At 69.6% G+C, this 14,121-nt stretch carries 16 protein-coding genes; 11 read left to right on the top strand and 5 right to left on the bottom strand.

The window, feature by feature from the left end:
• Positions 1 to 82 precede the first annotated feature (82 nt).
• Complete coding sequence (locus tag ABZ877_RS15490) at positions 83 to 772, top strand: RDD family protein (protein WP_361070229.1); 690 nt, start codon at positions 83 to 85, stop codon at positions 770 to 772.
• Between the two features lie 33 nt (positions 773 to 805).
• Here the strand turns inward: ABZ877_RS15490 and ABZ877_RS15485 are convergent, their stop codons facing one another.
• On the bottom strand, positions 806 to 1,138 hold the full coding sequence (locus ABZ877_RS15485) for a hypothetical protein (protein ID WP_361070227.1): 333 nt from the start codon (positions 1,136 to 1,138) through the stop codon (positions 806 to 808).
• A gap of 347 nt (positions 1,139 to 1,485) precedes the next feature.
• Here ABZ877_RS15485 and ABZ877_RS15480 point away from each other — a divergent pair, with 347 nt between their 5' ends.
• Entirely contained in the window at positions 1,486 to 3,876 is a 2,391-nt protein-coding gene (locus ABZ877_RS15480) for an immune inhibitor A domain-containing protein (protein WP_361070224.1), read from the top strand.
• A gap of 122 nt (positions 3,877 to 3,998) precedes the next feature.
• A complete protein-coding gene (locus ABZ877_RS15475) occupies positions 3,999 to 4,337 on the top strand; it encodes a hypothetical protein (RefSeq protein WP_361070222.1) in 339 nt (112 codons plus the stop codon).
• A 30-nt stretch (positions 4,338 to 4,367) separates the two neighbouring features.
• Here the strand turns inward: ABZ877_RS15475 and ABZ877_RS15470 are convergent, their stop codons facing one another.
• Together ABZ877_RS15470 and ABZ877_RS15465 are read right to left on the bottom strand one after the other, a co-directional pair.
• Positions 4,368 to 4,961 carry an isochorismatase family protein gene (locus ABZ877_RS15470; RefSeq protein ID WP_361070220.1) on the bottom strand — a complete coding sequence of 198 codons (594 nt, stop codon included), beginning with the start codon at positions 4,959 to 4,961 and terminating at the stop codon, positions 4,368 to 4,370.
• Between the two features lie 93 nt (positions 4,962 to 5,054).
• Complete coding sequence (locus tag ABZ877_RS15465) at positions 5,055 to 6,383, bottom strand: nicotinate phosphoribosyltransferase (protein ID WP_361070217.1); 1,329 nt, start codon at positions 6,381 to 6,383, stop codon at positions 5,055 to 5,057.
• Between the two features lie 106 nt (positions 6,384 to 6,489).
• Between ABZ877_RS15465 and clpS the strand changes: the two genes are divergently transcribed.
• The 7 genes from clpS (at position 6,490) to ABZ877_RS15430 (ending at position 11,206) form a co-directional block, all read left to right on the top strand.
• The gene (gene clpS / locus ABZ877_RS15460; protein WP_361070215.1) at positions 6,490 to 6,807 is read left to right on the top strand and encodes an ATP-dependent Clp protease adapter ClpS; all 318 of its coding nucleotides are present in this window, start codon (positions 6,490 to 6,492) and stop codon (positions 6,805 to 6,807) included.
• Complete coding sequence (locus ABZ877_RS15455) at positions 6,808 to 7,419, top strand: DUF2017 domain-containing protein (RefSeq protein WP_361070213.1); 612 nt, start codon at positions 6,808 to 6,810, stop codon at positions 7,417 to 7,419.
• A 320-nt stretch (positions 7,420 to 7,739) separates the two neighbouring features.
• Positions 7,740 to 9,173, top strand: coding sequence for an amino acid permease (locus ABZ877_RS15450; RefSeq protein WP_361070210.1), 1,434 nt, complete (start codon positions 7,740 to 7,742; stop codon positions 9,171 to 9,173).
• 84 nt (positions 9,174 to 9,257) lie between these two features.
• On the top strand, positions 9,258 to 9,674 hold the full coding sequence (locus ABZ877_RS15445) for a M67 family metallopeptidase (protein WP_361070207.1): 417 nt from the start codon (positions 9,258 to 9,260) through the stop codon (positions 9,672 to 9,674).
• A gap of 90 nt (positions 9,675 to 9,764) precedes the next feature.
• A complete protein-coding gene (locus tag ABZ877_RS15440) occupies positions 9,765 to 9,866 on the top strand; it encodes a putative leader peptide (protein ID WP_323179532.1) in 102 nt (33 codons plus the stop codon).
• A gap of 93 nt (positions 9,867 to 9,959) precedes the next feature.
• Positions 9,960 to 10,238 (top strand): MoaD/ThiS family protein, encoded by a 279-nt coding sequence (locus tag ABZ877_RS15435; protein ID WP_361070203.1) that lies wholly within the window; start codon positions 9,960 to 9,962, stop codon positions 10,236 to 10,238.
• 17 nt (positions 10,239 to 10,255) lie between these two features.
• Positions 10,256 to 11,206, top strand: a complete 951-nt coding sequence (locus ABZ877_RS15430) for a cysteine synthase (protein ID WP_361070201.1) — start codon at positions 10,256 to 10,258, stop codon at positions 11,204 to 11,206.
• A 78-nt stretch (positions 11,207 to 11,284) separates the two neighbouring features.
• Here the strand turns inward: ABZ877_RS15430 and ABZ877_RS15425 are convergent, their stop codons facing one another.
• Complete coding sequence (locus ABZ877_RS15425) at positions 11,285 to 11,719, bottom strand: type II toxin-antitoxin system PemK/MazF family toxin (RefSeq protein ID WP_361070198.1); 435 nt, start codon at positions 11,717 to 11,719, stop codon at positions 11,285 to 11,287.
• Positions 11,720 to 11,917: 198 nt separating this feature from the next.
• Here ABZ877_RS15425 and ABZ877_RS15420 point away from each other — a divergent pair, with 198 nt between their 5' ends.
• Positions 11,918 to 12,670, top strand: a complete 753-nt coding sequence (locus ABZ877_RS15420) for an MBL fold metallo-hydrolase (protein WP_361070195.1) — start codon at positions 11,918 to 11,920, stop codon at positions 12,668 to 12,670.
• Positions 12,671 to 12,751: 81 nt separating this feature from the next.
• Here ABZ877_RS15420 and ABZ877_RS15415 read toward each other — a convergent pair whose 3' ends face one another.
• Entirely contained in the window at positions 12,752 to 14,020 is a 1,269-nt protein-coding gene (locus ABZ877_RS15415) for a PTS transporter subunit EIIC (protein ID WP_361070192.1), read from the bottom strand.
• Positions 14,021 to 14,121 lie beyond the last annotated feature (101 nt).

Here is a 14,121-nt window from a genome sequence, read left to right as displayed (position 1 = left end):
CATGGCCGGATGGCGCCGTCCGGGTCATCCGGACGGCGGCCCGCCGGGTGCGTGCGTCCGGCGTTCGCGGTCCACTCGGGCCATGAGTAGCGAACCGCCGCCCAACGGATCCGGCCAGCCGCCGGACGACGACCCGTTCCGCAAGCCGCCCCCGGCCTCGCCCGGCGGCGGCTCCCCGTACGACTCCCCGCAGAACCCCTACGGTTCGGCGCCCCCGCCGGGCGGCGGCACCCCGCCCCCGTACGGCGGCGGCACGCCTCCTCCGTACGGCGGTGACCCGTACGGAGGAGGGGGCGGGTACGGCGCCCAGGACCCCCTCGCCGGGATGCCCCCGCTCGCCGACGGCGGCAAACGCGTCCTGGCCCGCATCATCGACCTGATCCTGGTCGGGATCGTCGTGGGCCTGCTGTCGTGGGCGTTCGGCACGTCCGAGTACGAGACCGACCCGGACAAGATCCAGTACGGCCGGCAGTTCGGGCAGTCGTTGCTCGCGGCCGTGCTGTACATCGGCTACGACACGTTCATGATGGCGCGGACCGGCCAGACGCTGGGCAAGAAGCTGATGAAGCTGCGCGTGGCCAACCTCGACAACGGGGCGACGCCGAGCGTGCAGACGAATCTGGTCCGCGCCGTCGTGCTCTGGATTCCGGCCGTCTTCTGCTGCGCCTGCATCTGGACGGCGATCTGCGGCGGCTGGAGCTTCTTCGACAAGCCCTACAAACAGGGTCTGCACGACAAGGCCGCGAAGACGGTGGTGGTCAGCACGGCCTGACCCGTGCGTCCGTCGGTCAGGCGGGTCCGTCGCTCACGGGCCCGCCGGTTCCCGTTCCCGTACGGACCGGGCGGAGCGTACGGACCGCGCCGAGCGGGACGGGGCGTACGCGCGGTCGCTCCCGGCGGCGCGCTGCGCGGGCACCCGCTCGGGGGCCCGGCCCTCCGCCTCGGCGGGCTCGGCGGCGGCGGACGGCTTGCGCGCGGGCACGGAGAGGGCCACCAGGAGTCCGAGGGCGAGCGCCGACACGGCGATGACCGCGACGCCGGGGCCCGAACTCGTGCGGGACAGCAGCAGCATGGCGAGGGTGGAGCAGATGACGGTGGCCGAACCGTAGAGGTACTGCGGGACAGTCGGGCGAGGCATGGCGGTATCCGTCCTCGTGACATCGGGGGAGCGCGAGCGAGACCGACCGGTGGGTCCCACCGTCAGGCCCCGACTCTAATCCGACGTGTGCCCGAGTGGAACCGCCAGTAAGCATGACCTAACCCACAGTGCCGATGCATGGGGGGCGCACGGAATCATCCGGTCCGTCACCCGAGCCGTCCGGCGCACCGCGAGTATCGACGGGCTTGTCCGGATAACGGATCCGCCCCCCTGCATAGTGCAACGCAAACGTCATCGTCAAGGACTGTTATTTCTCCTCTACCTCCGGTCAAATGGCGTCACTTGTGACACGTGGCCAGCGCGCCACGGAGGAGGAGATCACTCAAGTGACCACCAAGAGACGGGCGTTGAGAGCCGCCGCGGTGCTCGTGACCCTGGCCGCCACCGCCGCCACCGGGTCGCTCGCTGCGACGGCGGCCCAGGCCGACACGCCGGCCGCGACGAGCACGACCTCCGGCAAGACGTACGGGGGCAAGGGCCATGTCATGGACGGCCCGTTCACCAAGCAGCAGGAGCAGCAGCGCCAGACGGCTCTGCAGAACGTGCTGCAGGGCAAGTCGAAGGTCCAGGAGCGGCACGGCTCCAAGGTCGTCGACCTCGGCAAGGGCAAGTACGTCGAGCTGGGCCGTGAGCGCACGGACAAGATCTTCACGATCCTGACCGAGTTCGGCGACAAGGTCGACAACACCACTCTGGTGGACCGCGCGGACGACGACACCCCGGAGCTGAAGCCGAAGTACGGCGGCACGCCGGGCCCGCTGCACAATCAGATAGCCGAGCCGGACCGCTCGAAGAACAACAGCACGGAGTGGCAGGCGGACTACAACGCCAAGCACTACCAGGACCTGTACTTCGGCTCCGGCAAGGGTGTCGACTCCCTCAAGACCTACTACGAGAAGACGTCCTCGGGCCGTTACTCGGTCGACGGCGAGGTCTCGGACTGGGTCAAGGTGCCGTGGAACGAGGCCCGTTACGGCTCCAACTACTGCGGCGCCGACAACTGCCCGAACGTCGAGGACCTGGTCCGCGACGGCGTGACCGCCTGGGTCGAGCAGCAGAAGGCGGCCGGCAAGTCCGACGCCGACATCAAGGCCGACCTGGCCCAGTACGACCAGTGGGACCGTACGGACCACGACAACGACGGCAACTTCAACGAGCCCGACGGCTACATCGACCACTTCCAGATCGTCCACGCGGGCGAGGACGGGTCGGCGGGCGGCGGCGCGCAGGGCGGCGACTCCCTGTGGGCGCACCGCGGTTACGTCTACAGCCGTGACGACGGCGACACCGGCCCCTCGGGCTTCAAGGCGGGCGGCACCCCGATCGGTGACACCGGCATCTGGGTCGGCGACTACACGATGCAGCCGGAGAACGGCGGCCTCGGCGTCTTCGCCCACGAGTACGCCCACGACCTGGGCCTGCCCGACCTGTACGACACCTCGTACGCGGGCGAGAACTCGGTCGGCTTCTGGTCGCTGATGTCGGCGGGTTCCTGGCTCGGCACCGGCAAGGACGCCATCGGTGACATGCCGGGCGACATGACGGCCTGGGACAAGCTCCAGCTCGGCTGGCTCAACTACGACAAGGCGAAGGCGGCGACGCGGTCGACGCACAAGCTGGGTGTCGCGGAGTACAACACCAAGCTGAAGCAGGCGCTCGTCGTCGAGCTGCCGAAGAAGCACGTCACCACGGAGATCGTGAAGCCCGCAGAGGGCTCCAAGCAGTGGTGGTCGGACTACGGCGACGACCTCGACAACACCCTGTCGCGCACGGTCGACCTGAGCGGCAAGTCGAAGGCCGCCCTGGAGCTCGACGGCTGGTGGAACATCGAGAAGGACTACGACTACCTGTACACGCAGGTCTCCACCGATGGCGGCGCGAGCTGGAAGGCGATCGACGGCACCGCCGACGGCGTCACCATCCCGCGCGACGGCGGCGACAAGCCGGCCCTCACCGGTGACTCCACCAAGTTCCAGCACCTGGTCTTCCCGCTCGACGAGTTCGCGGGCAAGAAGATCGACGTCCGCTTCCGCTACAAGACGGACGGCGGCGCGGGCGGCATGGGCTTCACCGCCGACAACCTCAAGGTCGTCGCGGACGGCTCGACCCTCTTCTCCGACAACGCCGAGGGCGACGACAACGGCTGGACCGCGCGCGGCTTCTCCCGCGTTGGTGCCTCCATCAGTGGCGACTTCCCGCAGTTCTACATCGCCGAGAACCGCCAGTACGTCAGCTACGACAAGACCCTCAAGGTCGGCCCGTACAACTTCGGCTGGCGCGACGGCGGCGCGAAGAACGACTGGGTCGAGCACTACTCCTACCGTCCGGGCCTGATGATCTGGCAGTGGGACACCTCGCAGCGCAACAACAACGTCGGCCAGCACCCCGGCAAGGGTCTGATCCTGCCGATCGACGCGCACGCGAAGCCGCTGAAGTGGGCGGACGGCAAGCTGATCACCAACAAGATCACGCCGTACGACGCCGCCTTCGGCTGGTACCCCGTGCCGGGCATGAAGCTCCACAAGCTGGGCGTCGAGACGAAGATCCCGGCGCAGCTCGGCAACCCGGTCTTCGACGACCACAAGGGCACCTACTGGTACAAGGAGAACCCGACCGGCAGCGTGCAGACAACTGACACCAACACCCGGATCGCGATCGTGAGCCAGCCGCTCACCGGCTCGTCGATCACGGTCCAGGTCGGCCCCTCGACGAAGTAACGAGGAAAACCGCAGGTCAGAAACGTATCGGCCGCGACCCCCTGGCGGGTCGCGGCCGATCGTGTTTGAGTGCGTCCTGTGGGTTCCTTATTGACACCATGTCTCAGAGGGGTGTGACCGCCGTGTCCGCAGGAGGGTTCTGCAAGCTGCCCGGAGGCAGCGTCGTGGTCGCGCTGACCCTACCCGCGCCGGGCCCCCGCGAGCGCGCCGTCCGCGTCCTCGTGCACGCCGCGAACCGCCCCCGGGCCCTGACCCGCCTGCGCAACCTCGGCCTGCGCGCGGTCTACCTCCGCGGCAACGCCCACCCGCCGACCCCGGACGAGATCACCGCGGTCCTGCACCACCCGGACGGCCTGGTCTGGCGCGAGGCCCCGAACGCGACGGCGGGAGAGCTGTGGCACCCGATCCGCACGCTGCTGAGACCGGTTAGCCCCGCCAAAATAAGCCCCTCCGGCGCTTGAGGAGCGGGGTCCGGGGCAGAGCCCCGTGACCTAGGCGACAGCGGGCTTCCCGGTGAGCTCGATCCCGTTCAGCCGCATCTCCTCGATCGCCGCCTCGGTCGATTCGGCGGCCACCCCGGCGGTCAGGTCGAGCAGCACCTGCGTACGGAACCCCTCCTGAACCGCGTCGAGCGCAGTGGCCCGCACACAGTGATCCGTGGCGATCCCGACGACGTCCACCTCCGTGACCCCCCGGGCGCGCAGCCACACCGCGAGGGAGACCCCGTTCTCGTCGGCGCCCTCGAAGCCGCTGTACGCCGCCGCGTGCGCCCCCTTGTCGAAGACCGCGTCGACGGCCCCCGAGGCGACGGCGGGCGCGAAGTTCGGGTGGAAGCCGACGCCCTCGGTCCCGGCGACGCAGTGCGCGGGCCACGAGTGCCGGTAGTCGGGCGTCTCGGAGAAGTGGTCCCCGGGGTCGACGTGGTGGTCCCGGGTGGCGACGACGTGCTGGTACCCGACGCCACCGCCCGACTGTCCGATGAGATCGGTGACCGCGGCAGCGACATCGGCACCCCCCGCCACCGCGAGGCTGCCGCCCTCGCAGAAATCGTTCTGCACGTCAACGACGATCAGGGCGCGGCGCATGGTCGGTGTCCTTCTGCTTGGAGACTACGAGCGTAGGAGTTTCCGGTACGGAGCGGGAAGGGGGCACCAGGGGCGCTCCGCCGCTCGCCCGGCTCACACGTACTCGGTGGGGATGACGGCCTCGCCGCGGGAGAGCTGCGTCGCCGACAGCGGGAGGCCGTCGCGGGCCGCGATGTGCCGCTCGCGCACGGCGTCCAGGGGCTCGCGGGAGAGCACCTCGCCGTCCTTGACCAGCTGTACGAGGAGCTGGCGGTCGGCGAGCTCCTGCGGCACCTCGCCCGTGCCGACGACCTCCGCCTCCGCGATGCCGTCCGCGTCGAGGCGGCGCGCCGCCCACTTGCGGCCGCCGACGGAGGTCTTGCCGCCCGCGGACTTCTTCGCGACGGGCCGCAGCGGCGCCTTCGGGTCGGCGGTCTCGGCGCGGGCCACCAGCTTGTAGACCATCGAGGCGGTCGGGTGCCCGGAGCCGGTCACGAGCTGTGTGCCGACGCCGTACGCGTCCACGGGCGCGGCCCGCAGCGAGGCGATGGCGTACTCGTCGAGGTCTGAGGTGACGACGATCTTGGTGTCCTTGGCCCCGAGCTCGTCGAGCTGCTGCCGCACCCGGTGCGCGACGAGCAGCAGGTCGCCGGAGTCGATGCGGACGGCGCCGAGCTTCGGGCCCGCGATCTCGACGGCCGTGCGGACCGCCTCGGCCACGTCGTAGGTGTCGACGAGCAGGGTCGTTCCCTCGCCGAGCGAGTCGACCTGGGCGCGGAAGGCGTCCCGCTCGGAGTCGTGGACCAGGGTGAAGGCGTGCGCGGAGGTGCCGACGGTGGGGATGCCGTACCGGAACCCGGCCGCGAGGTCGGAGGTGGTGGCGAACCCGCCGACGTACGCGGCGCGGGCGGCGGCGACGGCGGCCAGCTCGTGCGTGCGCCGGGCGCCCATCTCGATGAGCGGCCGGTCCCCGGCGGCCGAGGACATGCGGGAGGCCGCGGCGGCGATGGCGGAGTCGTGGTTGAGGATGGAGAGGATCACCGTCTCCAGGAGCACGCACTCGGCGAACGAGCCCTCGACGCGCAGGATGGGCGAGCCGGGGAAGTAGACCTCGCCCTCGGGGTAGCCCCAGATGTCGCCGGAGAAACGGTACTGCGCGAGCCATTCCAGCGTCGGCTCGTCTACGACGCCCCGCTCGCGCAGGAAGCCGAGGACGCCCGCGTCGAAGCGGAAGTTCTCCACGGCGTCCAGGACGCGCCCGGTGCCCGCGACGACGCCGTAGCGGCGGCCCTCGGGGAGCCGGCGGGTGAAGACCTCGAAGACCGAGCGGCGGTCGGCCGTGCCCCCGCGCAGGGCGGCCTGGAGCATCGTCAGCTCGTAGTGATCGGTGAAGAGGGCTGTCGACGGAACGTCCACCGGCAGGCCAAGGTCCGCTGTGTTCATAGGCTGGATGCTACCCCCTATTAGCGTCAAGGTGACGATTTCTGGGGTCCGTTTGTGCGAACGCCCGAGCGGCCCGTTTGTGCGGTTGACGCCCGGTGGTGGCAGCATGGGCCGTGTGACGGCTCCAGCACCCCTTGAGATCGAAAGCCCCGAGACCACGGAGGATTCCTCCGTGGTCCCCGAGCCGGACGTCCCCTGGATCACGCTGGTCCACAACGACCCGGTCAACCTCATGAGCTATGTGACGTACGTCTTCCAGAGCTACTTCGGCTACTCCAAGGAGAAGGCCACGAAGCTGATGATGGACGTCCATCACAAGGGGCGCGCGGTGGTCTCCACCGGCAGCCGCGAGGAGATGGAGCGGGACGTCCAGGCCATGCACGGATACGGCCTGTGGGCCACGCTGCAACAGGATCGGAAGTAGATGCCCGGGCACTTCGAGCCGATCCCGGGCGGCGGCGCGGCCGTCGCCCTCGACGACGTCGAGATCTCCATCATCCGCTCGCTCGCCGTCCAGCTCCTGGAGCTGATCGGCCCCGGGCCCGGCGGTGAGGTCTCCGACGACCCGCTCGCCGAACTCTTCGCCGACGGCCCCACCGAGCCGCCCACCGACGCGGTCCTGCGCCGTCTCTTCCCGGACGCCTACGGCGGCCCGGCCGCCGAGGAGACCGCGAGCGCCGCCGACGCGGACGAGCTGCGCGCCTATTCGTCGGAGTTCCGCCGCTTCACCGAGAACGACCTGCGGGCCGGCAAGCGCGAGGACGCCCTCGCGGTGGTCCGCTCCCTCGACTCGCTCGCCTCCGCCGCGGGCGACGGTGGCGCGGTCCTCAAGCTCTCCCCGGACGAGTCCATCCAGTGGATGCGCGCCCTGAACGACCTGCGCCTGGCCATCGGAACCCGCCTCGACATCACCGACGAGGAGGACACCGACATCCTCTACCGGCTCCCCGACGAGGACGCGCGCAAGCCGATGGTGATGGCGTACCTGTGGCTCGGCGGGCTCCAGGAGACCCTGGTCGACACGCTGCTGCCGTGAAACTCCAGGCGTTCGCTCAGCGGTGTCTCAAATCCGCATAACGATCGCGTCACCGAGGTGACCCCCATTGCGGTCGTTGGCTCCTTTTGTCCCGTTTTTCTGGTGGTCCCTGTCACACGCGCCCCGGTGATGCACCGTGAACGGCGTGATAAATCTTCACGACCGCCCGACGGACGCCACCCCTGTCCGCCGGGGGCGCCCTTACCGGCCGACCGCCGGTAGGCACAGCTCCATCCATCCAGGGCCCCTGGCCCCAAGGATCGTCACAGTCGATCCGAGCCGCGCACGGCACGGATCGGCATGGAGAAAGGCGCACCATCATGACCTCAGTGCAGGTCGACAAGCACAACGCCGGCAATGAGGCCGTGAGCGAGACCGGTGAGGGCGAGGGCTACCAGCGGGGTCTCGGCTCCCGGCAGATCCAGATGATCGCCATCGGCGGCGCCATCGGGACCGGCCTCTTCCTCGGCGCGGGCAAGGGCATCTCCAAGGCGGGCCCCAGCCTCATCCTCGCGTACGCCATCGCGGGCCTCGTCATCTTCTTCATCATGCGGGCGCTCGGCGAGCTCCTCATGTACCGGCCCGTCTCCGGCTCCTTCTCGGAGTACGCGCGCGAGTTCATCGGCCCCTTCGCGGGCTTCGTCACCGGCTGGACCTACTGGCTGTTCTGGGTCATCACCGGCATGACCGAGGTGACCGCCGCCGCCACCTACATGACGTACTGGTGGGACATCCCCCAATGGGTGTCCGCCCTCGTCTTCACCGTCATCCTCTACGGCGCCAACCTGATCTCCGTGAAGCTCTTCGGCGAGCTGGAGTTCTGGTTCTCCATGGTCAAGGTCACCGCCATCGTCGGCATGATCCTGATCTGCGCCGGCATCCTCACCCTCGGCTTCTCCGACGCCGGTGACACCGCCTCCGTCACCCACCTGTGGGACGAGGGCGGCTTCTTCCCGCACGGCATCGGCAACACCCTCATGACCCTCCAGATGGTCATGTTCGCCTTCCTCGCCGTCGAGCTGGTCGGCGTCACCGCCGGAGAGTCCAAGGACCCGAAGAAGGTCCTGCCCAAGGCCATCAACACCGTGCCGTGGCGCATCGCCGTCTTCTACGTCGGCGCCCTGATCATGATCCTCTCGGTCGTGCCGTGGACCAACTTCCAGCCCGGCGTCAGCCCCTTCGTCGCCGCCTTCGAGAAGATGGGCCTGGCCGCGGGCGCGGGCATCGTCAACTTCGTCGTGCTGACCGCCGCCCTGTCCTCCTGCAACTCGGGCATGTACTCCACCGGCCGCATGCTGCGCGACCTCGCGCTCAACGGCCAGGGCCCGGCGTTCTTCACCAAGCTCACCAAGAACGGCCTGCCGCTCATCGGCACGTCCGTCTCCGCCGCGATGATGCTGGTCGGCGTCTGGATCAACTACCAGTGGCCCGGCGAGGCGTTCAACTACGTCGTCTCCTTCGCCACCATCTCCGGCATGTGGGCCTGGATCGTCATCCTCATCTGCCAGATCCGCTACCGCCTGAAGTCCGACCGCGGCGAGCTGCCGAAGTCCGAGTTCCGCGCCCCGGGCGGCATCTGGGCCAGCGCCTTCTCGCTCGCGTTCATCGCGATGGTCATCGTCATGATGGGCATCGACAAGGACGCCCGGGTCTCCCTCTACGCGGCCCCGGTCTGGGGCGTCCTGCTCGGCGTCTCCTACTTCTTCCTGCGCAAGCGCAACCCGCAGGGCGCCGCGTTCGCCAAGCGCGCGTAGCTCCTGCCGCACCCGCATCTCACCAGGTGGGCCGTCGCGTACCGGACTCCGGTACGCGACGGCCCACCTGCTTATCCTGGCCGCATGCTGACGATTTCCAAGGACCTCTACGACCGGATCGTGGAACACGCCCGCGCCGACCACCCCGACGAGGCGTGCGGCGTCGTCGCGGGACCGGTCGGCGAAGGCCGCCCCGAGCGCTTCATCCCCATGCTGAACGCGGCCCGCTCGCCCACGTTCTACGAGTTCGACTCCGGCGACCTGCTCAAGCTCTACCGCGAGATGGACGACCGCGACGAGGAGCCGGTGATCATCTACCACTCCCACACGGCGACCGAGGCGTACCCGTCCCGCACCGACATCACCTACGCCAACGAACCCGGCGCGCACTACGTCCTCGTCTCCACCGCCGACACCGACGGCGCGGGCCCCTTCCAGTTCCGCTCCTTCCGCATCGTCGAGGGCGAGGTCAGGGAGGAAGAGGTCGAGGTCACGGCCTGAACCGGCGGCCGTCTCGACTTCCGGACGGATTCCGGCCGCATGGTGAGACCGCACTCGGGGATCCGGACCGGGAATCGTTACGATGAACGCATGGTTTCCCACGACGTGAGCGAAAAGACGCCGGGCATGCTGCTCGTGGCGCGGCTGCACGTCGACCTGTGCCGCCTCGCCAGCGCCATCTGTCCGCGCTGAACCGCGCACCCTTCCGCACGGCCGGCCCGCCGGTACTGGGCGCCCCGGCGCGCCCGCCCACACGACTTTCCGACTCCTGACAGGAGCACCAGCATGGCCATCGAGGTCCGCATCCCGACCATCCTCCGCACCTACACCGACGGCGCCAAGGCCGTCGAGGGCAGCGGGGACAACCTCGCCGAGCTGTTCGCCGACCTGGACACCCGGCACGCCGGGATCGCCGCCCGCATCGTGGACGGTGGCCAGCTGCGCCGCTTCGTGAACGTCTACCTCAACGACGAGGACGTGCGCTTCCTCGACGGCATCGACACCAAGCTCACCGACGGCGACAACGTCACGATCCTGCCGGCCGTCGCCGGCGGCTCGCGCTGAGCCGGACGCGACGACCCATGCGCTACGACAGTCCGCTGGCCGCGGTGGGCAACACCCCCCTGGTGCGCCTGCCGCGGCTCTCGCCGTCCGAGGACGTACGGATCTGGGCGAAGCTGGAGGACCGCAACCCGACCGGCTCCGTCAAGGACCGGCCCGCGCTCCACATGATCGAGCAGGCCGAGAAGGACGGGCGCCTCACCCCCGGCTGCACCATCCTCGAACCCACCTCCGGCAACACCGGCATCTCCCTCGCGATGGCCGCCCGCCTCAAGGGCTACCGCATCGTCTGCGTCATGCCGGAGAACACCTCCCAGGAGCGGCGCGACCTCCTCGCCATGTGGGGCGCCGAGATCATCCCCTCGCCCGCCGCGGGCGGCTCCAACACCGCCGTCCGCATCGCCAAGGAACTGGCCGCGACGCACCCCGACTGGGTGATGCTCTACCAGTACGGCAACCCGGACAACGCGGGCGCGCACTACGCCACGACCGGCCCCGAGATCTTCGCGGATCTGCCCTCGGTCACCCACTTCGTGGCGGGCCTCGGCACCACCGGCACCCTCATGGGCGTCGGCCGCTACCTGCGCGAACAGAAGCCCGACATCAAGATCGTCGCGGCCGAGCCGCGCTACGACGACCTGGTCTACGGCCTGCGCAACCTCGACGAGGGCTTCGTCCCCGAGCTGTACGACGCCTCCGTCCTCACCACCCGCTTCTCGGTCGGCTCCGCCGACGCGGTCACCCGCACCCGGGAACTCCTCCAGCTGGAGGGCATTTTCGCGGGCGTCTCCACGGGCGCGGCGCTGCATGCCGCGATCGGGGTCGGCAAGAAGGCGATCAAGGCGGGGGAGTCCGCCGACATCGTCTTCGTGGTCGCGGACGGCGGCTGGAAGTACCTCTCGACGGGCGTCTACACAGCCGCGTCCACGGAAGAGGCCATCGAGGTGCTGCACGGGCAGTTGTGGGCGTAACGAGCCCCTCCGGCGCTTGAGGAGCGGGGTCCGGGGCAGAGCCCCGTGACCTCGCCCCCAGCCGCCAGGGCCGAGCCGCTACCCGAGACGCCGCACCCGGCGCCACAGCGCCGAGTCCACCACCCCGGCCCGCCGCCGGAAGTCCCCCACGAACACGTCCCGCAGCTCATCCGTCTCCAGATAGCTGCGCCGCCCCCGTACGTCGTCCACCGCGCCGGGCGGCAGCGCGATCACCCCGGGCCGCTCCTCGTGATGCCGGCTGGTGATCTTCGCGACCAGGGCCGTGTCGCCGCGCAGGGAGAGGACGAGACAGGGGCGGTCCTTGCCGCCGGGCCCGTCCTCGTACGGCACGAACGCCCACCAGATCTCGCCCGGCCGGGGCCCGCCGGGCACCCCCGCCGACGGGGAACGAAGTCGTCGCCGTCGCGAACCCCGGCCCCATCCGTCGATCAGCGTCGCGATCAGCGCGAGCAGCACGACGGCCGCGAGCGCGAGCCACCAGGACGTGTCCATGGCCATGACGGTACCGGTGGGGCGCGCGGGGCCGCGCACCGGGCGCCGCGCCGCCCGAACCGGTGACAGCGCAGGTGAGTTCGCCCACAACGGCCCGCGACGGAGGAGCGACCCGCCGTTTCGCGCCTTACGCTCGACGGACCCTCAGTCCCGCACCCCACCCGCTTTCCGACCGCCAGCGCGGAGGTTCCGGCTCTTATGAAGCTCACCGTCGTCGGCTGCTCGGGGTCGTTCCCGTCCGCGGATTCGGCCTGCTCGAGCTACCTCGTCGAGGCCGACGGCTACCGGCTGCTTCTCGACATGGGCAACGGCGCCCTTGGCGAGCTGCAGCGCCACTGTGGTCTCTACGACCTCGACGCCATCTTCCTCAGTCATCTCCACGCGGACCACTGCATCGACATGTGCGCGTACTTCGTCGTCCGCTACTACCGCCACGAGGGCGGCCGTTGCGACCCGATCCCGGTCTACGGTCCGGAGGGCACCGAGCAGCGGCTGACGACGGCCCACGCCGACACGCCCTCGGCCTCCGCGTTCAGCGAGGTCTTCGACTTCCACACCGTGAAGCCGGGCGCGTACGAGATCGGGCCCTTCTCCGTACGGATGGAGAAGGTCTGCCACCCGGTCGAGTCGTACGCGATCCGCGTCGAGCACGGCGGGCGCTCCCTGACGTACTCCGGGGACACGGGCCCGTGCGCGGCGCTCGACGAACTGGCCACGGACAGCGACCTGTTCCTGTGCGAGGCCGCGTTCACGCACGGCAAGGAGAACATCCCCGAGCTGCACCTCAACGGGCGGGAGGCGGGGGAGTCCGCGCAGCGCTCCGGCGCCCGCAAGCTGGTGCTCACGCACATCCCGCCGTGGACGGACCCGCAGGTGAACCTGGCGGACGCCCGGGGCGTGTACGACGGCCCCGTGGAGCTTGCGGTGGCGGGGACCACGTACGAGCTCTGAGCCGACCGCCACGGACACGGCGAAGGCCCCGAACGACCGGTGCGGTCGTTCGGGGCCTTCGTGATGCGTGGGCGGCAGAACCTACTTGGCCTCGGCCTTCTGCAGCTCGGCCAGCTCCTCGTCGGACTCGCGGCCCGGCGTCGGCAGGTTGAACTTGAGAATCGCGAACCGGAAGATCGCGTAGTACAGGGCGGCGAAGCACAGGCCGACCAGGACCAGCAGCCACGGCTTGGACGCGATGCCCAGGTTCAGCAGGAAGTCGACCAGTCCGGCCGAGAAGCCGAACCCGTCCTTCATGCCGAGCGCCCAGGTCAGGGCCATGGAGACACCGGTGAGCACCGCGTGGATCGCGTACAGGACCGGCGCGATGAACATGAAGGTGAACTCGATGGGCTCGGTGACACCCGTGACGAACGAGGTCAGGGCGAGCGAGAACATCATGCCGCCGACGACCTTGCGGCGCTCCGGGCGGGCGCAGTGCACGATCGCGAGGCAGGCCGCGGGCAGCGCGAACATCATGATCGGGAAGAAGCCGGTCATGAACTGTCCGGCGGTCGGGTCACCGGCGAGGAAGCGATTGATGTCGCCGCTCTTGCCCTCGTACGAACCGGCCTGGAACCAGGGGAAGGAGTTCAGCAGGTGGTGCATGCCGATCGGGATCAGCGCACGGTTGGCGACACCGAAGATGCCCGCGCCCACGGCGCCCGAACCGACCAGCCACTCACCGAAGTTGTGCAGACCCGTGCCGAGGACCGGCCAGATGTAGCCGAAGACGATGCCGAGCAGCAGGCCCGCGAAGGCGGAGAGGATCGGCACGAGGCGGCGGCCGCCGAAGAAGCCCGCCCAGTCGGGCAGCTTCGTCCGGTAGAAGCGCTGGTAGAGCAGGGCGACGACGATGCCCATCACGACACCGCCGAGGACCTTGGCGTCCACGGGGGCGTCGACCATGACGACCTTGCCGTCGACGGCCGTGGCCACCTTCGGCAGGTTCTTGTCGGTGAACGTGGCGAGCACGTTCTTGAAGACCAGGTAGCCGGTCACGGCCGCGAGGGCGGTGGAGCCGTCCGACTTCTTGGCGAAGCCGATCGCGATGCCCACGGCGAACAGCAGCGCCATGTTGTCGAGGATGGCGTTGCCGCCCGCCGCCATGAAGCTGGCGATCTTCGTCAGGAACGCGGGGAACGACTCGCGGCCCAGCATGTCGTCGTTGCCGAGGCGAACGAGCAGCGCGCCGGCGGGCAGCACGGCGACCGGCAGCATGAGGCTGCGGCCGATGCGCTGCATGACAGCCATCGCGCCTGCGCCCTTCTTCTTCTTGTCCGCCGCGGGCGCGGCACTAGCCGTGGACACAACTTCCTCCAGTAGGCAGGCGCCGCCTGGGGGAAAGGGGGGACGGCGGCGTCTCGGGAACGCGGCGCTCAGGCACGCGTGGTCTACACCACCCCAGTGGT

This window comes from Streptomyces sp. NPDC046939, from assembly GCF_040644575.1.
Lineage (GTDB): Bacteria > Actinomycetota > Actinomycetes > Streptomycetales > Streptomycetaceae > Streptomyces.
The sequence above is the reverse complement of the archived record's forward strand: the minus strand, read 5'-3'. Positions and strand labels throughout refer to the sequence as shown.